A 23,673-nucleotide genomic window follows, 5' to 3' on the forward strand; every position below is an offset into this window, starting at 1 on the left:
TTCTATAATGGCGTATTTATTGTGCCAAAATACAAATTTACATTTTATGTATTTTGGTTTTTTGTTTATTTGAGATATAGAACTTTCCTATTGAATAAAAAAACCGCCTTGCGGCGGCCTTCTACTCCTCTTTCATGCCCATATTAAATGTCAATATTTCTAAATTAACAGCTAGGTCCACATTTCGCAATTCCACAGTATTCGGTACATCTACTAATGCTTTAGGTGCAAAGTTCAAAATTGCCTTTATCCCAGCCTCCACTAAAACATCAGCAGTTTCTTGAGCATATTTGGATGGCACAGCAATTACACCAATATCCACTTGTTCTTCTCGTACAAACTGCTCTAACTCACCGATACACATAACCCGATTATTGCCAACCATTTCTCCTATTAAATCTGTATTTTTATCAAACAGTCCAACAACACTCAATCCTCTTTCGTGAAAGCCTTTGTAAAAAGAAAGCGCCTTTCCTAGGTTTCCTGCTCCCACAATTACTATTTTCCAAGCTTTGTTCAATCCCAATATTTTCATCATATGCCGATTTAAATCTTTTACATTGTAGCCAACACCACGAGTCCCGAATTCACCAAAATAAGCTAAATCTTTTCTCACTTGTGCCGGACTTACACCTACACCTTCTGCAATTTCTCCAGATGAAATCGTGAGTACTCCCTTGTTGTCTAGTTGATTCAGATATCTAGAGTATACAGACAACCTTATTATAGATGCTTCAGGTATTTTATACGTTTTCAAAATATACCCTCCTTCATTCTCTGCTTATATGTTAATAATATCACAAGTGAGTACGCTAAACAATACCGCTTGCGAAAAATACATCAACTATTGTCGTCCTCGCCATGCCAATAATTTGTTATTATGCGTTCCCGAGCAGCGGCTACCATATATAGTGACCCAGTAATACACACCAAGTAATCCGCTTTATTTTCACCAAGCCCCATGGCTTTGTCCACTGCCAATCCAATATCTTCTTCTAAAATAACACTGTTACAAAAGTCTGCTGCATGTACTGCTAGTTCCTGCCAATTACCGGCCCGAGGATTATTTGGCTTTGTAACAACTATCGCATTGGCTATTGGCGCTAGTAAGCTAATTGCTTCTCTGCGCTCTTTATCTGCTAACATTCCAATTACTAGTATTAAATTACTACAACAGAAGTCTCTTGTCAAGGCGTTTTTTAAGCTTTTAACCCCAGCCACATTGTGAGCTCCATCTATTAGTACTGTAGTCTTACCTTTAAATGTCTCCATTCTGGCTGGCCAATTTGTACTACTAGCTCCCTGGCGTACATGTTCTGCAGTTATCTTAAAACCCCATTGATTATTAAGTAAGTTTACAACCGTTAAGGCACTGGCTAAATTTAATACTTGATGTTCCCCTGACAATGATAAAAACAGATCATCGTACCTATCAGTCGTCATTATGTTCATATCTAAAGCCATCCCTTTATGACTATGATGCTTTATATTCCAATTACTCACCTCTTGAACTTTGTACAGTTGAGCTCTCTTTGCTGCAGCCACCTTTTCAATTACAGCTAGGGCCTCCCCATCATCTGACGCTGTTACTACAGATCTTTCATCTTTAATTATTCCCGCCTTGACTTTAGCAATCTCTGCGATTGTATTTCCAAGATACTCAGTGTGCTCCATAGTAACATTTGTGAGTACAGTTATTAATGGGGTTACAACATTTGTAGAATCAATGGCACCACCTAATCCCACTTCTAGTAAGACTAAATCAACTTGCTGTTCTTTAAAGTAAGTGAGACTCATGGCTGTGCTTACTTCAAATTCTGTGGGGTGTTCATAGCCATCCCTCACCATTTGCTCGCAAAGGGGCTTTATTCTTTCAATAAGCTCAACAAAATGGTCTTCACTTATTTTTTCCTGTCTCACTCTAGTTCTTTCTCGATAGCAATGGAGGTGGGGAGAGGTAAACGTCCCCACCTTGTAATTGCTTTTTGTTAGAATATTGCTCAAGATAGCCGTAGTACTGCCTTTTCCATTTGTACCACCAATATGAACTACAGCCAGTTCTTTTTCAGGGTTTCCTAATAGCTGTAAAAGCTTTTCTACCCTTTCAAGTCCCAGATTAAACCCAAATTTCGCAAGATGAGCCATATAATCTAAGGCTTCACTGTATCTCATTTTAACATCTCCAACCTGTTTAACACTGCCTGTAACTTTTGTTCGTATTCCTTTTTCTTCTCTTGTTCTTTGGCAACTACTGCTTCAGGAGCTTTGGCCAAGAAGCCTTGATTATTAAGCTTTCCTTCTACCCGCTTAAGCTCTTTGTTTAAGTTTGTCTTTTCTTTTTCCAATCTACTGATTTCTACATCTAAGTCGATTAAGTCCATCAGAGGCACAAATACCTCTATACCCTTAACTACTGCTGTAGCAGCTTTGTCTGGCTTGCTTTCTAAGTTCACATGAATGTTCACTGGCTCTCCATTTGCCAACAACTCAATATAGCCTTTCCCTTGTTCTAACACTGTTGCTAACTCTTCATCTGCTGCATCTATTATTATCTCTGCCTTTTTGCTTGGAGGAACATTCATTTCCCCTCGAATATTTCGCACTCCCTTAATTACTTCCATTAGCATCTCCATTTGTGTTTCTATCTGAGCATCTATCTTATTACTGTCCACTTGAGGCCAGTTAGATATCATAATGCTCTCTTCCTCATGGGGTAAACACTGCCATATTTCTTCCGTAATAAAAGGCATGAACGGGTGTAATAAGGTCATTGTACCACTTAACACCTGGTGCAGTACACTCTGTGCTGTGTACTTACTAACCTCAGTCTGGTGTCCATATAGTCTAGGCTTAGCCAACTCAATATACCAGTCACAGAACTGATTCCAGATGAAATCGTAAAGAGTTCTGCCCGCTTCGCCTAATTCATAATTATCCATAAGTCTATTAACTTCTGCTATGGTCTGGTTATACTTGCTGAGAACCCACTTGTCAGCTAACTGGTATTCTACCTGCCCTTTTCCAGGCTCATAATCTGCTAAATTCATTAAAACAAATCTAGATGCATTCCATATCTTATTTGCAAAATTTCTAGTTGCCTCTAGTCGCTCAAAGTGGAATCTGATATCGTTACCAGGAGTGTTACCAGTTATAAGCATAAATCGCAGTGTATCTGCCCCATATTGCTCAATTATTTCAATTGGGTCAACACCATTGCCCAATGACTTGCTCATCTTGCGTCCCTGGGAATCCAATATTAATCCGTGGATAAAGACCTCTTTAAACGGCTCCTCATCCATAAACTCCAGTGAAGTGAATATCATTCTGGCAACCCAGAAAAATATTATATCCCTGCCTGTCACAAGAGCTGAAGTTGGGTAATAATATTTTAGGTCTTCTGTATTCTGAGGCCATCCCAGTGTGGAGAAAGGCCATAGCCCCGAACTAAACCAGGTATCCAACACATCGGGATCCTGCTCTAGCTTGTCCCCTTGGCACTTGTGACAGCTGTTTGGATCTTCTTTTGTACAGATTATTTCACCGCACTCCTGACAATACCAAACGGGAATCCTGTGTCCCCACCAAAGCTGTCGTGAAATACACCAGTCTCTAATATCCTCTAGCCATCTCAGATATGTCTTTGAAAAGCGCTGAGGCACAAATCGTATTTGTCCTTCCTCCACTGCCTTAATTGCCGGTTCCGCTAGCGGCTTCATATCTACAAACCACTGTTGAGACACTAGAGGCTCTATTACTGTATCACATCTGTAACACTGACCAACAGCGTTTTCGTGGCTTTCTACATCAGTTAAGATACCTTGGGCCTTTAAGTCGTCTACTAATTGCTGTCGACATTGATACCTATCCATTCCCTGATAGATACCAGCTTCTTCAGTCATTATTGCGTCTTTTCCGATTACTACTACGTGAGGAAGCTTATGTCTTTCTCCCATTTCAAAGTCATTCACATCATGAGCAGGTGTAATCTTCACAGCTCCCGTCCCAAATTCTGGGTCAACATAATCATCTGCTATTATAGGAATTTCCCTATCTACTATAGGCAATATAACTGTTTTGCCTACTAAATGCTTGTAGCGCTCATCTTCAGGGTGTACTGCAACTGCTGTATCTCCTAGCATTGTCTCCGGTCTTGTTGTAGCCACAACAATTGTCTCATCACTATCTTTTACAGGGTAAGCCATATGATAAATACTGCCCTCAGAATCTTTGTGTTCTACCTCAATATCTGATATGGTAGTCTGACATTTAGGACACCAGTTAATTATTCTGTTTCCTCTATATATTAACCCCTTTTTATATAGTTGGACGAATACCTCTAATACAGCATCAGAGCAACCCTCATCCATGGTAAAGCGCTCACGACTCCAGTCGCAAGATGCCCCTAATAGCCTTAATTGTCTTGTAATTCTACCACCGTATTGCTCCTTCCAGTCCCATACCTTATCTAAAAACTTTTCTCTACCCAAATCATACTTGCTAATTCCTTCTTGAGATAAGTTTTCCTCCACTCTGGCCTGGGTTGCGATACCTGCATGATCAGTTCCAGGAACCCATAAAGCACTGTAACCCTGGAGTCGCTTCCACCTGATTAAAATATCTTGAAGCGTGTTATCCAAAGCATGTCCCAAATGGAGAGACCCAGTAACGTTAGGTGGTGGCATTACTATGGTATATGGTTTCTTGGTTTCATCTGGACTAGGCGTAAAGTACCCACTATTCTCCCAGTGTTCATACCATTTTGTTTCCACCTCACTGGGATTGTATGTAGTTGAAATGTTTTTTTGTTCTGTCATAATGTTACCCCTCCGAATTTTAAATATATTAAAAAGCTGTCTCCGCCAAAGGACGAAAACAGCTCGTGGTACCACCTTTATTCTGATTATTTATAATCAGCTCTCTTGTGTTGTGATAACGGACAACATCCGGTAGGCCTACTAGTGTTCAGCCTATCAAACTCCAGGGCGACTTCTCCTAGGCATTTCCGAGAGAGCCTTTCAGCCATTGAACTCTCCTCTCTGTCGGGTGCTCCTTAGGGTACTACTCCCCTTCACAGTAAAAATCTGTTTAAAGTTATATAGAAATATTTTATCCTTTACTTGACAATTTGTCAAATTTTCTACTCCAAAAAAATGTCACACTTCTCTTAAGTACGCGCCCTGCTCCTGCACCTAAGGCACCTATTACCAGTAAGATTGCTACGTTTAGAATAGTAGCTACGCTAATAGTCAACGGAAACACCCCTATTGCAATCACATAGCCAATTATAAAGTATCCTGCCGCTACTATCAGACCATGTTCTAACCATTTGTTATCAGCACCTTTTCCCGCAATAGCACCTCCTACAAGAACAGCCACCACATTAGTCAAAGCTAAGTATGTTGGCAGGTAAAAATTTTGTTCTTCTGAAGTAAGTATCAGGAATAGAATAAAAACTATACTGGCAATTGATAAGATGTAACTTACTGCTAGTCCCTTAAGTATTACTCTAATATCCACTACCATCCCCCCTTCTCACTCTAAACATACGCATAACTAACACAATGTATGTACAATTGTTTGCTCTTTGTGTATAATAATCTATAGTTTTTGAGGAAGGATGATCTTTATGAATGATGTCAATGGTCCGACTGTTAATCGAGTAACAGCTGACTGCTCACTTCTTTTGGTAACTTTAGTTTGGGGCCTCACCTTTGTAACTGTTAAAAATGCTGTGGCTGAAATGGCTCCTCATACTTTTAATTTTTTTCGCTTCACTATAGCAGCTATAGTTTTAGCGTTGATATTCTTTCTTAAAAGGCAAAAATTAACCAGGGAATTACTAGCATCAGGTACAATACTCGGTATATTTTTATTTGGAGGTTATTCTTTTCAAACAGTAGGACTTCAGTATACAACCGCCTCTAATGCAGGCTTTATCACCGGTCTTGCAGTGGTAATTGTCCCCTTGATAATGACCATTAAAACAAAAAAAATCCCCAATCCTTTTATAATTTGTGGGGTAATGAGTGCCACCTTTGGCTTGGGGTTATTAACCTTGGGAAATCAGCTTGTGGTTAACTTAGGTGATATCCTAATGTTATTTTGCGCTTTATCTTTTGCATTACATATCGTATATGTGGGCAAATATGCTAGTAAGTTTGAAACTGTTCCTCTAGTATTGGTGCAGATAATAATAGTAGCTTTACTCAGTGGAATATTCGCATTGTTTAGTGAACCCATGCCTACTAGCTTTAGTGCTAGTATTTGGCAAGCCCTGCTCATAACCGCTTTGCTTGCTACCTGCTTGGCTTTCTTTTTACAAAACTATATGCAAAAGTTTACTACTCCAACTAGAACGGCAATCATTTTTACAATGGAACCGGTCTTTGCTGCATTTTTTGCAGTTCTTTTGCTCCAAGAAATCTTGACATCTAATGCCCTCTGGGGTGGAGCATTTGTCATTGGTGGAATGCTTATATCAGAACTTAACTACAACAAAGATTAAAGCAAAGGAGCTATTACTCAGCGAACCTTTAAGTTCGTTGAGCAACAGCTCCTTTATTGTTGGTAACACTAGCTTTGATTAGTCAGTTGTAATATTAATTTTGACATTTCTTCTACTCCCATGCCAGTTTCTGCAGAAAAGCTCACTAGGGGAACGTCATCTCCTAAATTTAAATCTTGCTTAATTACCTTTAAATTTTTATGCCATTTGCTGCGGGGTACTTTGTCTACTTTTGTGGCAACTACTATGGACGGAATGTCTTGATGCTCTATCCACTGGTGCATTTGAACATCCTGTTTGCTTGGGGGATGACGCATGTCCACAATGTGAATAATTCCCACTAGCTGTTCCCTTTTTTCTAAATATCGCTCAATCATCTTTCCCCACTCACCGCGCTGCGTCTTAGACACTTTTGCAAATCCATATCCAGGTAAGTCTACAAAATAGAACTTGTCATTTATATTATAAAAGTTCAGTGTTTGAGTTTTTCCCGGCTTTGAACTGGTAAATGCAAGCTTTTTTCTATTAATTATTTTATTGATTAGAGATGACTTTCCTACATTAGATCGACCTGCCAAAGCTATTTCTGGCAGGTCCCCAATAGGATACTGGTCTTCATTTACTGCACTAAGTTCATAGGTCGCTTTATGAATTTTCATTATTCTGCTCCAATATTGCTACTGGCAACACTTGGTCTACATGCTCAACCAGTATAACCTCTAATTTTCGCTTTACATTCACTGGAACATCTTCAAGATCTTTTTTATTCCGTTCAGGAAGAATAATCGTTTTGATGCCCGCTCTGTGAGCTGCCAGCATTTTCTCTTTTACTCCCCCAATGGGAAGCACTCTACCCCTTAAGGTGATTTCACCCGTCATAGCAACATCCCGCCTCACTTTTTTCCCTGTAATGGCAGAAATCACTGCTGTAGCCATGGTTATACCCGCCGAAGGACCATCTTTAGGAATAGCTCCTTCAGGAACGTGTACGTGAATATCATGTTTCTGGAAAAAGTCATTTTCTATTCCAAGTTCGTCGCTTTTCTTTCTGATATAACTTATAGCAGCTTGAGCCGATTCTTTCATAACATCACCCAGCTTTCCTGTTAAGCTGAGTCCACCCTTTCCTTTTAGCACATTGACTTCAATTGCCAGGGTATCACCACCAAATTGAGTCCATGCCAAACCAGTGGCTGTTCCAGTTTGATCAGTCTCTTCAGCTAAGCCATAACGATATCTAGGTATTCCTAGCATGTTGTTAATATTTTGCGCTGTAATCTTAACTTGCTTCTCTTCTTCCTTTACAATTTTAGTTGCAGCTTTACGGCATATTTTGGCAACCTCGCGCTCCAAGTTTCGCACTCCAGCTTCTCTAGTGTACTCTCTGATTAGTCGCCTAATACTGTTTTCTGACACATCTAATTGCTTATCATCTAAGCCGTGTTCCTTTAATTGTTTTGGTAATAGGTACTTTTCAGCAATCTTTACCTTTTCCTGTTCTGTGTAACCAGAAATATAGATTACTTCCATTCTATCTAACAGGGGCTGAGGAATCGTATGCTCTGCGTTGGCAGTAGTAACAAACATAATCTTAGATAAATCAAAGGGTACTTCTAAAAAGTGATCCGCAAAAGTACTATTTTGCTCAGGATCTAATACCTCAAGTAAAGCTGAAGAAGGATCTCCTCTGAAATCAGTACTCATTTTGTCTATTTCATCCAGTAGGAAAACTGGATTTTTGGTTCCCGCTTGCTTCATTGCTTGTATTATTCTACCCGGCAAAGCGCCCACATATGTTCGTCTATGTCCTCTAATTTCAGCTTCATCTCTAACTCCTCCTAGAGACATGCGCACAAACTTGCGTTCCATAGAGCGAGCTATTGATCTGGCCAAAGAAGTTTTGCCAACACCTGGAGGTCCAATTAGACAAAGTATAGGACCCTTCATTTTCTTTGCCATTTTTCTCACGGCTAAGTACTCAATAATTCTTTCCTTGACCTTTTCTAGACCATAGTGGTCCTCATCTAAAATCTCTTCAGCTAGTTTAATATCTAACCTATCTTTTGTCAGCTTTTGCCACGGCAATGCTAGTAACCAATCTAAATAGTTGCGAACTACGGTAGCTTCTGCCACCATAGGAGGCATTTTTTCAAGTCGCTCCAGCTCTTTTAATGCTTTTTCCTTAACTTCTTTAGGCATCCGAGCCTTATCAATAGCCTCACGTAACTCTTGAGTTTCTTGGGCTCTATCGTCCTTTTCGCCTAACTCTTTTTGAATAGCCTTAAGCTGCTCCCGCATATAGTACTCTTTTTGAGTTTTTTCCATTTGCTTTCGGACCCTAATGTTGATTTTGCGCTCCAGCTCCAGGATGTCCATTTCTTTTGCTAGTATAGAAGCTAGTACTTCTAAGCGCTTCTTCACATCAATCGCTTCTAACAGCTCTTGTTTGTTCGTTAGCTTTAAGTTTAAATGGGAGGCAATAATATCAGCTAAACGTCCAGGTTCTTCAATAGAGACCACCGATACCACAGTTTCTGCAGGAATTTTTTTGCTCAACTTAACATACTGTTCAAATTGTTGGATTAAGCTTCGCATGAGCGCTTCAATTTCTGTATCCTTGTGGCTCTCTTCCTCTTTGTTTTCTAATAATACTTTAAAATAAGGCTCTTCTTCGATGATTTCCTTGATCTTTGCCCTTTGTATACCTTCTACCAGGATTCTAATAGTACCACCAGGTAATTTTAATAGCTGCTTAATTTCAGCAACTGTTCCAATAGTGTGTATATCGTCAACCCCAGGGTCATCTGTCTGAGCTTCTTTTTGCATTACTAGAAAGATTTCTCGCTCATCTATCATTGCCTCTTCAATGGCGGCGATTGACTTCTCTCTACCCACATCTAAGTGGATTACCATATAGGGAAATACTAGCACCCCTCTTAATGGCAATAGCGGTAATTGGCGCTCCTGAAAATCCTTAATTTTATGAGTGTATTCTTCCTCTACAGGGTTTTTATCTTTCATGTGTAATTCACCACCTTCTAGGAACTAAAACATAGCTAGTTTATTTTTTACCAACATTAACACATATATTCTATTAAATCTAATTAATTCCTGCAAATAAAGAGAGCTTTTATATTTGTGAGGCCGATAGGACTTCACCACTGGTTTGAATAGACGTTTTTTCTTGATCCTTTTCATCATGAAGCAAGCTCTCTTCAAACACTTGCTCCAAGTGATCTACAGGTATGACTTTTACATCTGACATGGCGTTGAATATTTCCTGCCAGTTTTCCTTTGGTATTATTATTTTCTTTGCACCAGCCTGGATTGCCGCCTCCACCTTTGCAACGACTCCGCCAATAGGCTTAACTTTCCCCCTGATGGAAACCTCTCCAGTCATGGCTACCTTATTGTCAATTGGTATCTTTTTTATGGCTGAGTACACAGCAGTGGCAATAGTGACTCCTGCAGATGGCCCGTCTATGGGAATTCCACCGGGAAAATTGACGTGAATATCGTAATTCCTAGGATCCACATCCATGTTTCTTCTCAATACTGTTAAAACATTTTCTACCGATCCCTTAGCCATACTTTTCCGTCTTACTCTTTTCCCCTCAGCGCCTCCCATTTCTTCCTCTTCTACAACACCGGTAACTATAATTTTTCCAGTCTCTTTCTTAGCCGGCATTACACTTGCCTCTAACTCCAGAATAGCCCCCATATTTGGACCATAAACTGCTAATCCATTAACAAGACCAATTTGAGCTTGTTCTGGTATTTTCTTTTCTGGTCTAGGGGAATATTGACCACTATTTACAACCCACTCCACATCCGCAGCTATAATTGTCTTTCCCTCATTTCTAGCTAGGGCTATTCCAGCAGCTATTTGAACAATGTTTACTGCCTCTCGCCCATTTGTAGCGTATTTATTAACTACATCAACAGCTGTTTCTTCTATTTTAAAATCAATTTTAGAAGCAGCATTTCTTGCTATTATCCCAATCTCATGAGGCAGCAATGCCCTAAAAAATACTTCTAGGCAACGAGATCTTATTGCTGGTGGAATTTCTTGTGGCATTCTGGTTGTGGCCGCTACTAATCTAAAATCAGCAGGAAGACCATTAGTAAAAATGTCATGAATATGGGAAGGGATATTCCCATCTTCAGAATTATAGTAGGCACTTTCCAAAGTAACTTTTCTATCTTCTAATACTTTTAGTAACTTATTGATTTGAATGGGGTGTAGCTCACCTATTTCATCGATAAATAACATCCCTCCGTGAGCTTTTGTGACAGCACCTGTCTTTGGCTGAGGAATACCGGCCATACCCATAGCACCTGCACCTTGATAAATAGGATCGTGAACCGACCCAATTAAAGGATCAGCTATTCCCCTCTCGTCAAATCGAGCTGTGGCACCATCAATTTCTATAAATTTTGACTCTATATTAAAAGGGGAATCAGTATTTTTCTTAGCTTCTTCTAATACTACTCTTGCAGCTGCAGTCTTCCCAACCCCAGGTGGACCATATATTATCACGTGCTGAGGATTAGACCCACACAGAGCAGCCCTTAAAGCCTTTAGTCCCTCTTTTTGCCCAACAATATCCTTGAAATTACTGGGTCTTGTCCGTTCAGAAAGGGGTTCGGTAAGTGATATGCGACGCATCTCCTGCAGTTTTTCTAGTTCCTTTCTAGACTCCTTTTGCACTGCTACTTTGTTTCCCTGCTGACTTCTAAGTAAATTAAAAAAGTACATCCCTACAACAATTATGAAAAACAGTTGTAAAAAACCAAAGATACCTGTCAAGCCAAAATCCATTTTCATGCTCCCTTCTAACTATTCTCAGTTTTTTTCACAAGAATAGTATTTCCCATATGGTTTTTTTTATCCCAAACTATGGAAAATGGGAGTCAAAAAAGCCAGCTCTTTTTGAGCTGGCTTTTTAACTAAGCTGATTCTTCTTTTTTCTTCTTGCCGTTTGTAACCAAAACAGGTTCTTCTTTTTTCTGGATTACTTCCTCTGTTACGATGCACTTTTCCAGGTCATCTCTAGAAGGAATTTCGTACATAACATCAGTCATGATGTCCTCAATAATTGATCTCAACCCTCTTGCACCAGTATTGCGCTTAATTGCTTCTTTTGCAATACCTCTAAGAGCTTCTTCCTTAAATTCTAGTTTAACACCATCTAGCTCAAACAGCTTTTGGTATTGTTTTGCCAAAGCATTTTTGGGTTCCGTTAAAATACGTACTAACGCTTCTTCATCCAAGGCATCAAGAGAAACTATAACTGGTATTCTACCCACAAATTCAGGGATTAACCCATACTTCAACAAATCTCCAGGTAAAATATTTCTCAATACTTCTCCGATTTGAGTGTCCTTTTTCTTTTTAATATCTGCACCAAATCCCATTGTTTTCTTCCCAGTTCTATTCTGGATAATCTTATCGATGCCATCAAAGGCACCTCCACATATGAACAGGATATTGGTGGTATCCAATTGGATGAATTCCTGATGAGGATGCTTTCTGCCGCCCTGAGGAGGAACACTAGCTACAGTTCCTTCTAGGATTTTAAGCAGTGCTTGCTGGACTCCTTCTCCAGATACATCTCTAGTAATAGAAGGGTTTTCTGACTTTCTTGCTATCTTATCAATTTCATCGATATAGACAATGCCCTTTTCTGCTTTCTCCACATCATAATCAGCAGCCTGAATTAATTTCAGTAGGATGTTTTCAACATCCTCTCCTACATATCCAGCCTCAGTAAGTGATGTAGCATCAGCTATTGCAAAGGGTACATTGAGAATGCGAGCTAGTGTTTGAGCTAATAATGTCTTACCACTACCAGTTGGCCCAAGCATTGCAATATTACTCTTTTGAAGTTCTACATCTTCAATTTTATTGCCAAGGTTGATTCTCTTATAGTGATTGTAAACTGCTACAGCCATAACCTTTTTAGCTTCATCTTGCCCAATAACGTACTGGTCTAAAATCTCTCTAATTTCTTGAGGCTTTGGTATTTCACCAAGCTCTAAATCTAAGTCTTCACTTAGCTCTTCTTCAATAATTTCGTTACAAAGCTCGATGCACTCATCGCAAATGTACACCCCTGGCCCAGCTACCAGTTTTTTTACTTGTTCCTGTTGTTTGCCACAAAAGGAACACTTCAGCTGACCTTTTTCATCGGTAAATTTGTACATTATTTCACCTCTAATTCTTTGAGTTTACTTCTCTTTTCTAGTAATCACCTCATCGATGATACCATACTTCTTTGACTCATCGGCTGACATGAAATAATCTCTGTCAGTGTCCTTTTCAATTTGCTTTAAACTCTGACCTGTGCGGTCCGCCAATATTTTGTTCAGACGCTCTTTAATTTTTAGGATTCTCTTGGCATGAATATCAATATCCACAGCTTGCCCTTGAGTCCCTCCCATAGGCTGATGAATCATTACTTCGCTATTGGGTAGAGCTCTTCTTTTACCTTTTTCTCCAGCCGCCAACAGGAATGCACCCATGCTAGCAGCCATCCCAACGCAAATAGTAGATACATCAGGCTTTATGTATTGCATAGTGTCATAAATAGCCATTCCTGACGTTATTGAACCACCTGGGCTGTTTATGTATAGGTAAATATCCTTATCTGGGTCTTCTGCTTCCAAAAATAGCATTTGTGCTATAATAACATTTGCTACATTGTCATCTATACTGCTGCCTAAAAAAATAATTCTATCTTTTAGCAGTCTCGAGTAAATATCATAAGCCCTCTCACCACGGTTAGATTGCTCTACTACCATTGGAACTAATCCACTCATCTTGTAACTCTCCTTCCAGTATATGTAGTATCTATTTTACTCGCCAGCTTCTTCTGTCTTTTCCTTTTCGATGACTTTGGCGTTTTCAACTAAGAAGTCGATTGTTTTTTCCATTGCTATACTGTATCTTAAACCGTCAAGATTACCTTGTGTAGTTAATACTTTTTTAATGTCTTCTAATTTTTGATTATATTGAGCTGCCATTTTTTCTAGCTCTTTATCAACTTCTTCTTCTGTAGCTGTAATTCCTTCTTTCTGACTAATAGCTTCTAGTGTTAAGTCAGTTTTCACGCCTTTTGCAGCTTCTTCTCGTTGCTCTTCACGCATCTTTTCCTTAGTTGTTTGAGCAAATTGAAGGTATTGATCCATTGAAATTCCCTGTTGCTGCATTCTCTGCTCCATATTACTAAAGATTGTATCTAGTTTTTGTTCTACCATAACTGGAGGTACAGCTACATCTACATTAGATACTACCTTGTTTACCACATCTGTTTTTAGCTTATTCTCTGCATTTTTTTCTGCACTTTCCTGAAGTCTCTTTTCCGCATCTTGCTTTAGCTCTTCTAGTGTTTCGAATTCACTTACATCTTTAGCAAATTCGTCATCTACCTCAGGTAGCTCCTTGCGCTTGATTCCATTAACTTTTACTTTAAACACAGCATCTTTACCAGCCAGGTTTTCAGCTTGATATTCCTCTGGGAAGGTAACATTTACATCTCTTTCTTCTCCTACTTGAGCGCCTATTAATTGCTCTTCAAATCCAGGGATAAAAGTTCCAGAACCTATCTCTAAAGGATGGCTTTCTCCTTTTCCACCTTCAAAGGCTACTCCATCGATAAATCCTTCAAAGTCTATTTCTGCTACGTCCCCTTTTTCTACTGTTCCCTCTTCCAGTGTATTCAACCTAGCATGTCTTTGTCTTAATCCTTCTATGTAATTATCTAATTCTTCAGAAGATACTTCTACAGATTCCTGTTCTACTTCTACACCCTTATATTCTCCAAGCTTCACCTCTGGCTTAACCTCAACTGTTGCTTTGAATATTAGAGGCTTACCTTCCTCTGCCTGAACCACTTCTACCTGAGGTTGGTTAATAGGCTCTATATTTGCTTCTTGAACAGCTTCTATATAAGCACCTGGCACAAAACCCTCAAGGGCTTCATCTACAAGAGCCTGCTTCCCTAAATAGTTTTCCAAAACCTTTTTAGGTACTCTTCCCTTTCTAAATCCAGGGATGTTTACTTGCTTTGCAACTTTTTTTGAAGCATTGCTAATTGCTGCTGCAAACTTTTCACTCTCTACTTCAATTTTTAGTTGAACCTTATTCTCCTCTATTCTTTCCACATCGACAGTCATTTATGCTCCTCCTCAATTAATAATAGTTATATGTAAGATACCTGGAAGTCGTACCAGATTATCAAGCACATTATTTAGTAATATCATAACCAAAAAATAACAACCACAAACAGGTTTTGATTACTACACATTTATTCTACAGTGTATTAACATTTCCTCCTTTTAAAGTTTACATTTTATTATATCTCATAAAGAAACAAAAAAAATTAGAATTTAGATACAACAATAAAAACTCCCTAATAAGGGAGTTTTGTTATCTTTTGTTTATGGAGCGGAAGACGGGATTCGAACCCGCGACCCTCGCCTTGGCAAGGCGATGCTCTACCACTGAGCCACTTCCGCAAAATAATGGTGCGGGAGAAGGGACTTGAACCCCCACGGTTGCCCGCCAGATCCTAAGTCTGGTGCGTCTGCCAATTCCGCCACTCCCGCAAATAAAATTATGGTGAGCCATGAAGGATTCGAACCTTCGACACCCTGATTAAAAGTCAGGTGCTCTGCCAACTGAGCTAATGGCTCATGTTATGGCTGGGGCGGCAGGATTCGAACCTACGCATGCGGGAGTCAAAGTCCCGTGCCTTACCGCTTGGCGACGCCCCAGCGTCATCTTCATATGGCGCGCCCGGTAGGATTCGAACCTACGACCATCAGATTCGAAGTCTGCTACTCTATCCAACTGAGCTACGGGCGCTCTTCAGTCGACAAAAAGCATTGTATCATGCACACATCAAGTTGTCAACTGTTTTTTATATTTTTTTATGGGGTGAGTGATGGGACTTGAACCCACGAGTGCCGGAGTCACAATCCGGTGCGTTAACCAACTTCGCCACACCCACCATGTTAATAAAATGGCGCGCCTGAGAGGATTCGAACCTCTGACCTACGGATTAGAAGTCCGTTGCTCTATCCAGCTGAGCTACAGGCGCAAAATGGAGCGGGTGATGGGAATCGAACCCACGTGACTAGCTTGGAAGGCTAGGGCTCTACCATTGAGCTACACCCGCACGTTTTTAAATTACTTGTTTTTTAATGGTCGGGGCGGAGGGATTCGAACCCCCGGCCCCCTGGTCCCAAACCAGGTGCGCTACCAAACTGCGCTACGCCCCGACTGCTTTATCGGTCATCTGTTCAACCGACAAGTAATAATATAACACGTGCCAAAGAATAAGTCAACACTATATATCAATATTTTTTATATAAAATTTATCATTGATTATTTCAAGAAAACCACAACTGTAGTCACTACAACCTCTAGGCTCTGAAGCGCTCCCAGGGTTAAACAAATGCATTCCTTCTATCTCTTTGTTAAAGGGAATATGAGTATGTCCAAATACAACTATATCCGCTTCAACCTCCCTGCCCCTATAGTATATTCGTTGTAAATCTTGCTTTACACTGTAAATGTGTCCATGGGTGACAAATACCTTTATGTTGTCAAACTCCAGTAACTGCTCTTGACTAGCACTCCCCATTGGATCACAGTTTCCAACTACAGCTGCCACTTCGGTTCCTACGTAATCTGCTAACTGTAGTCCATCCTTCCAGTTGTCACCTGCGTGGATTATAAAATCTATCTCTTTTTCACTAGATTCAATATGTTTTTTAATCCTATTCAGTTCTCCATGGGTATCACTGACAATTAATATTCTCTCCATCTCCTAATAACCCCTCCAAAATCTGAACAGCATTTCTCATCGCTTTTCCTCTATGGCTAATTTTACTTTTCTCACTTTGGGAAAGCTCCGCCATTGTTTTGTTTAACTCAGGCAGAAAAAATAGGGGGTCGTACCCAAAGCCTTGGTCACCCTTCCTCTCCCGAGCTATTATCCCTTCACATGTTCCTTCCACTGTGTATATTTGTTCCGCCCTATCATTATACGCCGGAACATATATAGCTATAGCACAGACAAATCTAGCGGTCCTCTCCTGGTTTGGCACATGGCTCAACTCTTTCAAAAGCCTTTCATTGTTAGCTTGGTCATCCCCATGCTGACCTGCATACCTTGCTGAAAAGATCCCCGGGTTCCCTCCAAGGGCATCCACTTGTAAACCTGAATCATCTGCTATAGTTATAATTCCTGTGCTTCTGCCTACAGTTGTTGCTTTAATCTTAGCATTTTCTATAAAAGTATTGCCATCTTCAACAATTTCTCCAATCTGTGGATACTCACTAAGAGCACTCACCTCTGCATCTAGTACTGTCAGTAACCCTCTCAACTCTTTTAGTTTACCTTTATTATTAGTAGCAGCAATTAGCTTCATTGAGATTTCCCCACTTTATCTGCCAACGCCCCTAGTACTTCTCTTTGCTTCAAAATTAACTGATTAATCCCCTTTTCAGCATATTTAAGCATTTGATCCATCTCATCCCTTGTAAAAGGATGCTCTTCAGCAGTTCCTTGAACCTCTACAAATTTACCCGAACCAGTCATTACTATATTCATATCTACCTCAGCCTGTGAATCCTCTTCGTAACATAAATCTAATAACACTTGATCTTCTAGCTTTCCTATACTAATTGCTGCTAAAAAGTCATCTACTGGCATCTCTTCAAGTTTTTCTTCTTCAATTAGCTTGCCAAAAGCTAAACACATAGCCATAAATCCACCTGTGATAGCTGCTGTCCGAGTCCCTCCATCAGCTTGAATTACATCACAATCTACAATAACCGTTCGCTCACCTAATCTTTTTAAATCTACTACGGCGCGCAAAGATCTTCCTATTAATCGCTGAATTTCATAGGTGCGGCCACTCAACTTTCCCTTTGCCGCTTCTCTTATATTTCTGGAATGGGTAGCTCTAGGTAGCATAGCATATTCAGCTGTCACCCAACCCTTCTCCTGACCTCGCATAAATGGAGGTACTCTCTCTTCTACAGTGGCAGAACAAATAACTTTTGTCTGACCTACTTCTATTAACACAGATCCTTCTGGGTGCAATATATAATCAGTAGTTATTTTAACAGGCCTAGCCTGGTCAGCACGTTCTCGATTATCACATCTCATTTTTTCCAACCCCTTTTTTTATTAAACATCTATTGTTAATCCAACTTGTGCTAATATTGTCTCTGGAAAAAGTTCTTTTGCTTCTTGCAAAAGTTCATTTAGATCGTACTCAGGCCATAAGTGGGTGATAACAAGCCTTTTAACTCCTGCTGCTTTGGCAATGCGGGCTGCACCTTTAGCAGTTAAGTGTCCCGTCTTTTTCCCATATTCTCCATCTCTTTCTAGTAAGCTAGCTTCACAAATTAATAGGTCTGATCCCTGGGCTAACAGTACTAACTCTTGGGACTCTCCTGTATCTCCTGAGTATACAATTTTTTTGTTGTTACTAGTTAAGGCAATGCCATAAGAGGGCATTGGATGATTGAGCTTTCTCATTTCTAGCTTAACTGAACCTAAGTCTGTCTCAATTCCTTCCGGACTCACCTTATGAGTTATTTCCAATCCATCGTCCATTCTTTCCACAGTACTTACAACATCTTTAGGGCTATCTGGAATAATAGTGGGAAGCTTGTCCTTCCTCTTCCCGAGCCTAATAGCTCCAGCAATAGCATGGCGCAGACAAGGTAAGTCCATGTAGTGATCGGGATGAAAATGGGAAATAACAGCCAAGTCTAGTTGCCGGAATTCAATCTTCTCTTGCATCTTACTAAAGCTTCCATGACCACAATCTAGTAGTATCTTTTTTTCTTCAATCTCTATCAGATACGCAGAGCAAGCTCCACTAACAGCAGGATATGGTGCCCAGCAACCGCAAATATGTAATTGCACAGCTAATTCACTCCTTTGCTTGCCTCAATACAACAGCCAATAGCTCCATTATACTGAGGATGTTTGGGAACAATAACTTCTTTCCCAGTTCCAAGCTCTAACATTTTTACTAGGGCTTCGCTAAAAGCAACCCCTCCAGTAAAAACCAGTGTTTCACTCATCATGTTCCTAAGCATGGGCTCTACTCTTTTGTAAATTGTATTGTTAACCCCTGCCGCTAAATGTTCATGGGGGTGCCCTTCAATAATCTTTCCAATAAGTTCTGACTCGCCGAAAACTGCACAAGTTGAGTTTAGTTCTACTGGATTTTTATAATGCTTACCCAGTTCAGTAACATCTACACCTAGAACTTGAGCCATATTTTCTAAATATCGCCCACTACTTGCAGCACAACGGTCATTAGTAAGAAAATCCACCATTTTTCCGCGCCTTATTTTTATCACTTTTGTGTCTTGCCCACCCAAATCAACTAGTGTAAAATCTTCTAAACCTGTTTGGTAAATAGCTCCTAACATATGTGCTTTTAATTCAGGAATGTTTTTAGCGCCTTGAATATTTATGGTGAGTCTTCCATAACCTGTAGATACTAATCTATCAAATCCCTTTAACCCAAGAGCGTTAAAGTCAATTATCAACTTTTCGTCCTCTTTGCGACCATAATTACGGTAAAAGGAAATTGTGTCGATCTGCTTCATTTCGCCTAAACCCTGCTCAGTTAAAGTAACAATCTTTACATTTCTACTTCCTAAATCGATACCAACTCTCACAATTTTCACCTCAACATATCCACAAATGACTCAATCCTCATCTTTGTTCTTGCATCTAGTTTACCCGGTTTGTCGCCCTCTAGACTGAGAATAGGCAAGTCCAATTTCTGTCTAAAAATCAAGTCTTCGATTTGTCTAAAACAAAAACTTTGTGTGTAGTGTATTATTCCATCAATCTCACGCTTTTGTACTTGTTCTGCAATATCCTTAATGCGCTTAAATACATTATAGGGATACGTGTATTTAGAGTACTGTTCAGTTAAATCCACATGCTCAAATGGCATGGTAAACTGCCTCTGAACTTCATTAAATACTACTCTTGCTCCAACCTCTTCTAAGTATGAATATAAATCTGTCACTATGGGAGGTACACCAATATAGGCAAGCCTAATATCTTCATTAAATGGCTTACCCTTTAGTGATTTTTCAATAAAGCTGTCAACCTCTTCTTTAAATGCAGTTGGATTTCCATTAAAATCACTGCAGCTCACTTGATAAAGGTGATTATCAAAGCCGCTTATTAAATTTTCTTCCCACGTCAATCGATCCAACTCCCATACACTCTGGCGCACCTGAAGTAGTTTTTCCCTGAATATTTCCACATCTACCTCAGATACTTGGAAGGCCTCCATCAACTTCCTAATTTGCAGGTTAAGCATGTCCTTATCTGCATCATAGGGAAATGCAAAGGGTATAGTTTTCACACCTTCCACTTCAAGTGTCTCCATTAAGGCGTGGGTATTACTACAGTCACCTTGAGTTACCGCAATAACTCCTTCCAAGTCAGGTACTTTCTTAGCTACAGAATAGAGTCCTTTAATCCACCCACAAAGGTTCCTAGGGTATCCTGCAAGCTCTGCATCCTCTACCATACTCTGAGCATCATCTGCAGTAACAAAAATATTGTTTAAATCAACGGGTATTTTTTTAGCTGCAAATATTACCTCAACAGGTATAGTTGTTGTTATTCCAATTTTTCCTGCCATTGATATCACCTCTTCTAAAAGCCACAACCTAAATCAACCTGCTCCACTTTTTTCATTTGTTTAGTGGAGATAAAATTGCATCCCACATCAAAAAAGGATTGAGCTGATCCAGTAGCATAAAATTCATGCTCTACTTCTACATCATTCCCATGATTTGTCTTTCCTATATATTTTATTAAATCCTCAACAGTCGTCCTTGCCGGGTCAACTAAAGATACTTCCTGCCCTGTGTATTTAGAGATAACAGAGCTTAAAAAAGGATAATGAGTACAACCTAATATGAGGGTGTCTATACCTTCAGCATTTAATTTGCATATATACTCTTCCACAGCACTTTCAGCTGCAGGACCCGTTAGATTTCCCGCTTCAATAAGGGGCACAAACTTTGGGCATGCCTGTGCATATAGATCTACTTCAGGCTTAATATTCTTAATTAAATTTTTATGGGCTTGACTTTTTACTGTGGCTTCTGTAGCAATTAAGCCCACTTTATTATTTTTGGTGATTCTAGCTGCTTCTTGTACTCCAGGTTTAACCACACCTAGGATTGGGATACCAGGGTATTTTTCCTCAAGATAATCTAAAGAAACAGATGAGCTAGTGTTACATGCAGCAATTATTAAGTTTGCTCCTTGCTCTATTAAGAACTGACAGATTCTATCTGCCAGTATAATTAGTTGTTCTACAGATCTCCCTCCATAGGGAACATGAGCTGTATCACCTAAATAAGCTATGGGCACATGGGGCAATTTATTAAACACTTCTTTGGCTACAGTTAATCCACCTATTCCTGAATCAAAAATCCCCACTTTCACTTGTTTATCTGTCATTTTTTCACCTCTAATTTATGAACACATAAAATTATTCCTTTGTAGTTTATTCATTTTTAAACATATTAATTACAATCACTTCCGTTTTCCGGTTATGGGATTAAAAATTCCACCTTTGGTAGCACGGGCTTCAAATACAGTAACAAAAGCCTTTGCATCAAAGTCTTCTACCATGGAAATAAGTTTATCCATCTCTTTTCTAGTACAAATAATATTCAAAACCATTCGCTTCCCCTGTCTACCGTGTCCTTCTATAACTGTAACTCCATACCCCTGTTCACGCAGAATTCTTGTAAGTTCTAACGGTCTAGACATTGTTATCACCTGAACTGTTATATGACCCATTGCCAGTTTTTCCTCCAGGTAGCTACCAACAATATTCCCTGTAGCAAAACCTAATCCATAAAAAAGGAGCTTAATTGGGTTGTCTAAGTCCTGAACTACCATATCTAGAGCTATAATAAAAATTATTACCTCAAAAAAACCTAAAGCTGCGGCAGTAAACCTTTTCCCCTTAACAAGCATCAAAGTACGCACAACAGCTAATGCCACATCCGCAACTCGGGCCCCAAAAATAAATGCATATCCTAAGATAAGAGAAAGTGCCATTTCATCAACCCCCTGTGCTCAAATATAAGAAAGAACAAGCTCTTTGTCAAGCTTGTTCTTTCTTATATCATCTTACTATATTAATGTCCTTGTGCAAAGTATAAATTAATTCCTCCAGCGATGGCCTCAGCACATTGCTGCCTAAATCCAGATGACGCCAATAATCTTTCCTCCTCAGGATTGCTAATAAATGCAGTCTCTACTAAAACAGATGGCATTTTTGTGTTTCGCAGAACAGAAAAATTCTCTTCTATTATGCCCATGTTCCTAAGACCTGTCTCTTTGACCATCTCAGCTTGAATTGCACTGGCCAGGGCTCTCCGCTCAGACCGCTGACCCCCTAAATCAGAATTCAAAGGAGCGTAATACCAAGTAGATGTTCCATTTTGCCAGGGGCTCAATGATGCATTGGCATGAATACTGACAAAAATATCGCCCCCCGCATTATTAGCCAGTTCAGCTCTGTCCGCTAAACTCAAATGGGTAGTATCTCCTGTTCTAGTCATTACTATTTGTGCTCCCTTTTCTTCTAACAGATCTTTTAGTCTATGGGAAATATCTGTAGCTACATCGCTCTCTTTTAATCCAGTTGGGCCAATTGCTCCTGGGTCACTCCAGCCACCAGAAGTAATTCTACCATGCCCAGGATCTATAACTATGATTTTTCCTGAAAGGGGCTTTTTATTAGTATCCACTGCTTCCGTTTCATTTGGTTTACGTTCTGCTCCTTCTTCTCCTCTTGAAGCAACCATACTGCTAGTACTTCTGAGGCTGACTAACCAGCTAGCCACCCACCCCTTTGTATGGTCATCGATCTGAACCTGGTACCAATCCCCATCCTGCTTAACAAGTAGAAATTCCTGTCCTTGACTTGCTATCTCTATTTTTTCATAACTCGTTCCAGGACCAGATCGCAGACTGACCTCCTCTACTTGAATAATTGTATACCTATTAATAATCTCGTTTTGAGCTATATCTTCTTTAGGCTCGTCATTTTTTGGAATTTCTTTTTCAATTTCATTTGCTAGCCACCCTGCAATCCAACCACTAGCACCATTATCATCTAATTGCACTTTAATCCAATCATCTTCTGTGCCCACTATGGCTAACTCATCACCCCTAACAACCCTACCAATGCGCTGATAACTAATATCCGGTCCCTGTCGCACATTAACTGCACTGGCAGTTATAACTGCATATCTAGTTTTATTGTCTTCACCACTTTGCACTTCTTCTTTCGCAGTTTCTTCTTTCGTAGTTTCTTGCTCAGAGCTTTCATTTTCCTCTATTAATTCTACCAGCCAACCAGCAATCCAGCCCTTTTGGCTGTTAGCCAATACTACTTGATACCAATCTTCACTCTTGCCAACCAACTCCAATATCTGGCCACGATGGACTCTACTTATTTGTTTGTTATCTATTCCAGGACCACTTCTAATGTTTACGTATGATCCAGTTACTGTACCCTTCCCAGCAAAACTAGCATTGTCTTTATTTTTTTCTACTTCTTCACTAGGTTCTTTTTCAACTGACTCGTCTACTTCTACAAGCCACCCAGCAATCCAACCAGTTTTACCATTCCTCAACTTAATCTTAACCCATTCATCCTGCTCTTTTATGTACTGAAGCTTATTGCCTCTTACTACCTGTCCAATTACCTGATCCGATATACTAGGCCCACTTCTCACATTGACGATACTACCTGTTACGGTCACATCCCCTTCTTTTTTTGTGTTTGCTACTGCATCAAGCGCAAATAACGCAAATAGAGCTATTATTAATAAAAGGATAGCTACATTCTTCTTCTGCATGTCATAGGCCCCTCGCCTTCTATTTTTTATCATTCACCTATATCCTTTTTCGAGAGGTGCCTACTTTTTCCTGCTATTATCGACAAAAAAAAGGAGAAAAGTTATGCTTTTTCTATGTTTTATCGAGTAGGAGGTAGATAATTATTTTATCTACCGTCCTCTCACACCACCAAGCATACCGTTCGGTACTTGGCGGTTCATTAAGTTAATTGCA

20 protein-coding genes, 9 tRNA genes and 1 other annotated feature are annotated in these 23,673 nt (G+C 39.8%); of the genes, 1 reads left to right on the forward strand and 28 read right to left on the reverse strand.

The genetic code is table 11. The annotated features are described in order from the left end of the window. Positions 1-121: 121 nt before the first annotated feature. The 4 genes from GGQ84_RS12755 to GGQ84_RS12770 all read right to left on the reverse strand — a co-directional run bounded on the left by GGQ84_RS12755 (position 122) and on the right by GGQ84_RS12770 (position 5,517). On the reverse strand, positions 122-757 hold the full coding sequence (locus GGQ84_RS12755) for a redox-sensing transcriptional repressor Rex (RefSeq protein ID WP_429163212.1): 636 nt from the start codon (positions 755-757) through the stop codon (positions 122-124). Between the two features lie 83 nt (positions 758-840). After that, positions 841-2,172: a bifunctional folylpolyglutamate synthase/dihydrofolate synthase gene (locus tag GGQ84_RS12760; protein ID WP_429163213.1), complete on the reverse strand. Its 1,332-nt coding sequence runs from the start codon at positions 2,170-2,172 to the stop codon at positions 841-843. Continuing rightward, on the reverse strand, positions 2,169-4,814 hold the full coding sequence (locus GGQ84_RS12765) for a valine--tRNA ligase (protein ID WP_429163214.1): 2,646 nt from the start codon (positions 4,812-4,814) through the stop codon (positions 2,169-2,171). The genes GGQ84_RS12760 and GGQ84_RS12765 overlap by 4 nt, the downstream gene beginning before the upstream one ends. 45 nt (positions 4,815-4,859) lie before the next feature. Continuing rightward, positions 4,860-5,081: a binding site (T-box leader), on the reverse strand. Between the two features lie 25 nt (positions 5,082-5,106). Beyond that, positions 5,107-5,517, reverse strand: a complete 411-nt coding sequence (locus tag GGQ84_RS12770; RefSeq protein ID WP_429163215.1) for a TIGR04086 family membrane protein — start codon at positions 5,515-5,517, stop codon at positions 5,107-5,109. 109 nt (positions 5,518-5,626) lie between these two features. On the opposite strand from GGQ84_RS12770, the gene GGQ84_RS12775 reads away from it, so the two are divergent. Beyond that, complete coding sequence (locus tag GGQ84_RS12775; protein ID WP_429163216.1) at positions 5,627-6,505, forward strand: DMT family transporter; 879 nt, start codon at positions 5,627-5,629, stop codon at positions 6,503-6,505. A 68-nt stretch (positions 6,506-6,573) separates the two neighbouring features. On the opposite strand, the gene yihA is transcribed toward GGQ84_RS12775, so the two are convergent. From yihA to GGQ84_RS12895, 24 genes are all read right to left on the reverse strand, one after another. After that, positions 6,574-7,164 (reverse strand): ribosome biogenesis GTP-binding protein YihA/YsxC, encoded by a 591-nt coding sequence (gene yihA / locus GGQ84_RS12780; protein ID WP_429163217.1) that lies wholly within the window; start codon positions 7,162-7,164, stop codon positions 6,574-6,576. Further along, entirely contained in the window at positions 7,151-9,526 is a 2,376-nt protein-coding gene (lon, locus tag GGQ84_RS12785) for an endopeptidase La (protein ID WP_429163218.1), read from the reverse strand. The genes yihA and lon overlap by 14 nt, the downstream gene beginning before the upstream one ends. 109 nt (positions 9,527-9,635) lie before the next feature. After that, on the reverse strand, positions 9,636-11,327 hold the full coding sequence (gene lonB / locus GGQ84_RS12790; protein ID WP_429163219.1) for an ATP-dependent protease LonB: 1,692 nt from the start codon (positions 11,325-11,327) through the stop codon (positions 9,636-9,638). 128 nt (positions 11,328-11,455) lie between these two features. Next, positions 11,456-12,712: an ATP-dependent protease ATP-binding subunit ClpX gene (gene clpX, locus GGQ84_RS12795; RefSeq protein ID WP_429163220.1), complete on the reverse strand. Its 1,257-nt coding sequence runs from the start codon at positions 12,710-12,712 to the stop codon at positions 11,456-11,458. Between the two features lie 24 nt (positions 12,713-12,736). After that, the gene (gene clpP / locus GGQ84_RS12800) at positions 12,737-13,327 is read right to left on the reverse strand and encodes an ATP-dependent Clp endopeptidase proteolytic subunit ClpP (RefSeq protein WP_429163221.1); all 591 of its coding nucleotides are present in this window, start codon (positions 13,325-13,327) and stop codon (positions 12,737-12,739) included. A gap of 36 nt (positions 13,328-13,363) precedes the next feature. After that, positions 13,364-14,683, reverse strand: coding sequence for a trigger factor (gene tig / locus GGQ84_RS12805; RefSeq protein WP_429163222.1), 1,320 nt, complete (start codon positions 14,681-14,683; stop codon positions 13,364-13,366). A gap of 267 nt (positions 14,684-14,950) precedes the next feature. After that, positions 14,951-15,025 (reverse strand) — tRNA-Gly (locus GGQ84_RS12810). Positions 15,026-15,032: 7 nt separating this feature from the next. Further along, a tRNA-Leu gene (locus GGQ84_RS12815) sits at positions 15,033-15,115 on the reverse strand. A gap of 11 nt (positions 15,116-15,126) precedes the next feature. Next, positions 15,127-15,202 (reverse strand) — tRNA-Lys (locus tag GGQ84_RS12820). A 6-nt stretch (positions 15,203-15,208) separates the two neighbouring features. After that, positions 15,209-15,283, reverse strand: a tRNA-Gln gene (locus GGQ84_RS12825). Positions 15,284-15,297: 14 nt separating this feature from the next. After that, positions 15,298-15,374 (reverse strand) — tRNA-Arg (locus GGQ84_RS12830). A 68-nt stretch (positions 15,375-15,442) separates the two neighbouring features. Continuing rightward, positions 15,443-15,519, reverse strand: a tRNA-His gene (locus tag GGQ84_RS12835). A 13-nt stretch (positions 15,520-15,532) separates the two neighbouring features. Next, positions 15,533-15,609 (reverse strand) — tRNA-Arg (locus GGQ84_RS12840). A 4-nt stretch (positions 15,610-15,613) separates the two neighbouring features. Further along, positions 15,614-15,687: transfer RNA gene (locus GGQ84_RS12845), tRNA-Gly, on the reverse strand. 26 nt (positions 15,688-15,713) lie between these two features. Beyond that, positions 15,714-15,790: transfer RNA gene (locus GGQ84_RS12850), tRNA-Pro, on the reverse strand. Between the two features lie 68 nt (positions 15,791-15,858). Further along, positions 15,859-16,338: a YfcE family phosphodiesterase gene (locus GGQ84_RS12855; RefSeq protein ID WP_429163223.1), complete on the reverse strand. Its 480-nt coding sequence runs from the start codon at positions 16,336-16,338 to the stop codon at positions 15,859-15,861. Continuing rightward, positions 16,313-16,945: an XTP/dITP diphosphatase gene (locus GGQ84_RS12860; protein WP_429163224.1), complete on the reverse strand. Its 633-nt coding sequence runs from the start codon at positions 16,943-16,945 to the stop codon at positions 16,313-16,315. Before GGQ84_RS12860 ends, GGQ84_RS12855 begins: the two co-directional genes overlap by 26 nt. Beyond that, positions 16,942-17,688: a ribonuclease PH gene (rph, locus tag GGQ84_RS12865; protein ID WP_429163225.1), complete on the reverse strand. Its 747-nt coding sequence runs from the start codon at positions 17,686-17,688 to the stop codon at positions 16,942-16,944. Before rph ends, GGQ84_RS12860 begins: the two co-directional genes overlap by 4 nt. A gap of 21 nt (positions 17,689-17,709) precedes the next feature. Further along, positions 17,710-18,456 carry an MBL fold metallo-hydrolase gene (locus tag GGQ84_RS12870; protein ID WP_429163226.1) on the reverse strand — a complete coding sequence of 249 codons (747 nt, stop codon included), beginning with the start codon at positions 18,454-18,456 and terminating at the stop codon, positions 17,710-17,712. 2 nt (positions 18,457-18,458) lie between these two features. Next, entirely contained in the window at positions 18,459-19,223 is a 765-nt protein-coding gene (locus GGQ84_RS12875) for an acyl-CoA dehydratase activase (RefSeq protein ID WP_429163231.1), read from the reverse strand. 5 nt (positions 19,224-19,228) lie between these two features. Next, entirely contained in the window at positions 19,229-20,209 is a 981-nt protein-coding gene (locus GGQ84_RS12880; RefSeq protein ID WP_429163227.1) for a 2-hydroxyacyl-CoA dehydratase family protein, read from the reverse strand. 14 nt (positions 20,210-20,223) lie between these two features. Continuing rightward, entirely contained in the window at positions 20,224-21,039 is an 816-nt protein-coding gene (gene murI / locus GGQ84_RS12885; RefSeq protein ID WP_429163228.1) for a glutamate racemase, read from the reverse strand. 75 nt (positions 21,040-21,114) lie between these two features. After that, complete coding sequence (locus GGQ84_RS12890; RefSeq protein WP_429163229.1) at positions 21,115-21,648, reverse strand: DUF2179 domain-containing protein; 534 nt, start codon at positions 21,646-21,648, stop codon at positions 21,115-21,117. Positions 21,649-21,728: 80 nt separating this feature from the next. Next, complete coding sequence (locus GGQ84_RS12895; RefSeq protein ID WP_429163230.1) at positions 21,729-23,459, reverse strand: N-acetylmuramoyl-L-alanine amidase family protein; 1,731 nt, start codon at positions 23,457-23,459, stop codon at positions 21,729-21,731. Positions 23,460-23,673 lie beyond the last annotated feature (214 nt).

The sequence above is a fragment of the Desulfitispora alkaliphila genome (assembly GCF_050433185.1).
In the GTDB taxonomy this organism is placed as follows: Bacteria; Bacillota; Desulfitisporia; order Desulfitisporales; family Desulfitisporaceae; genus Desulfitispora; species Desulfitispora alkaliphila.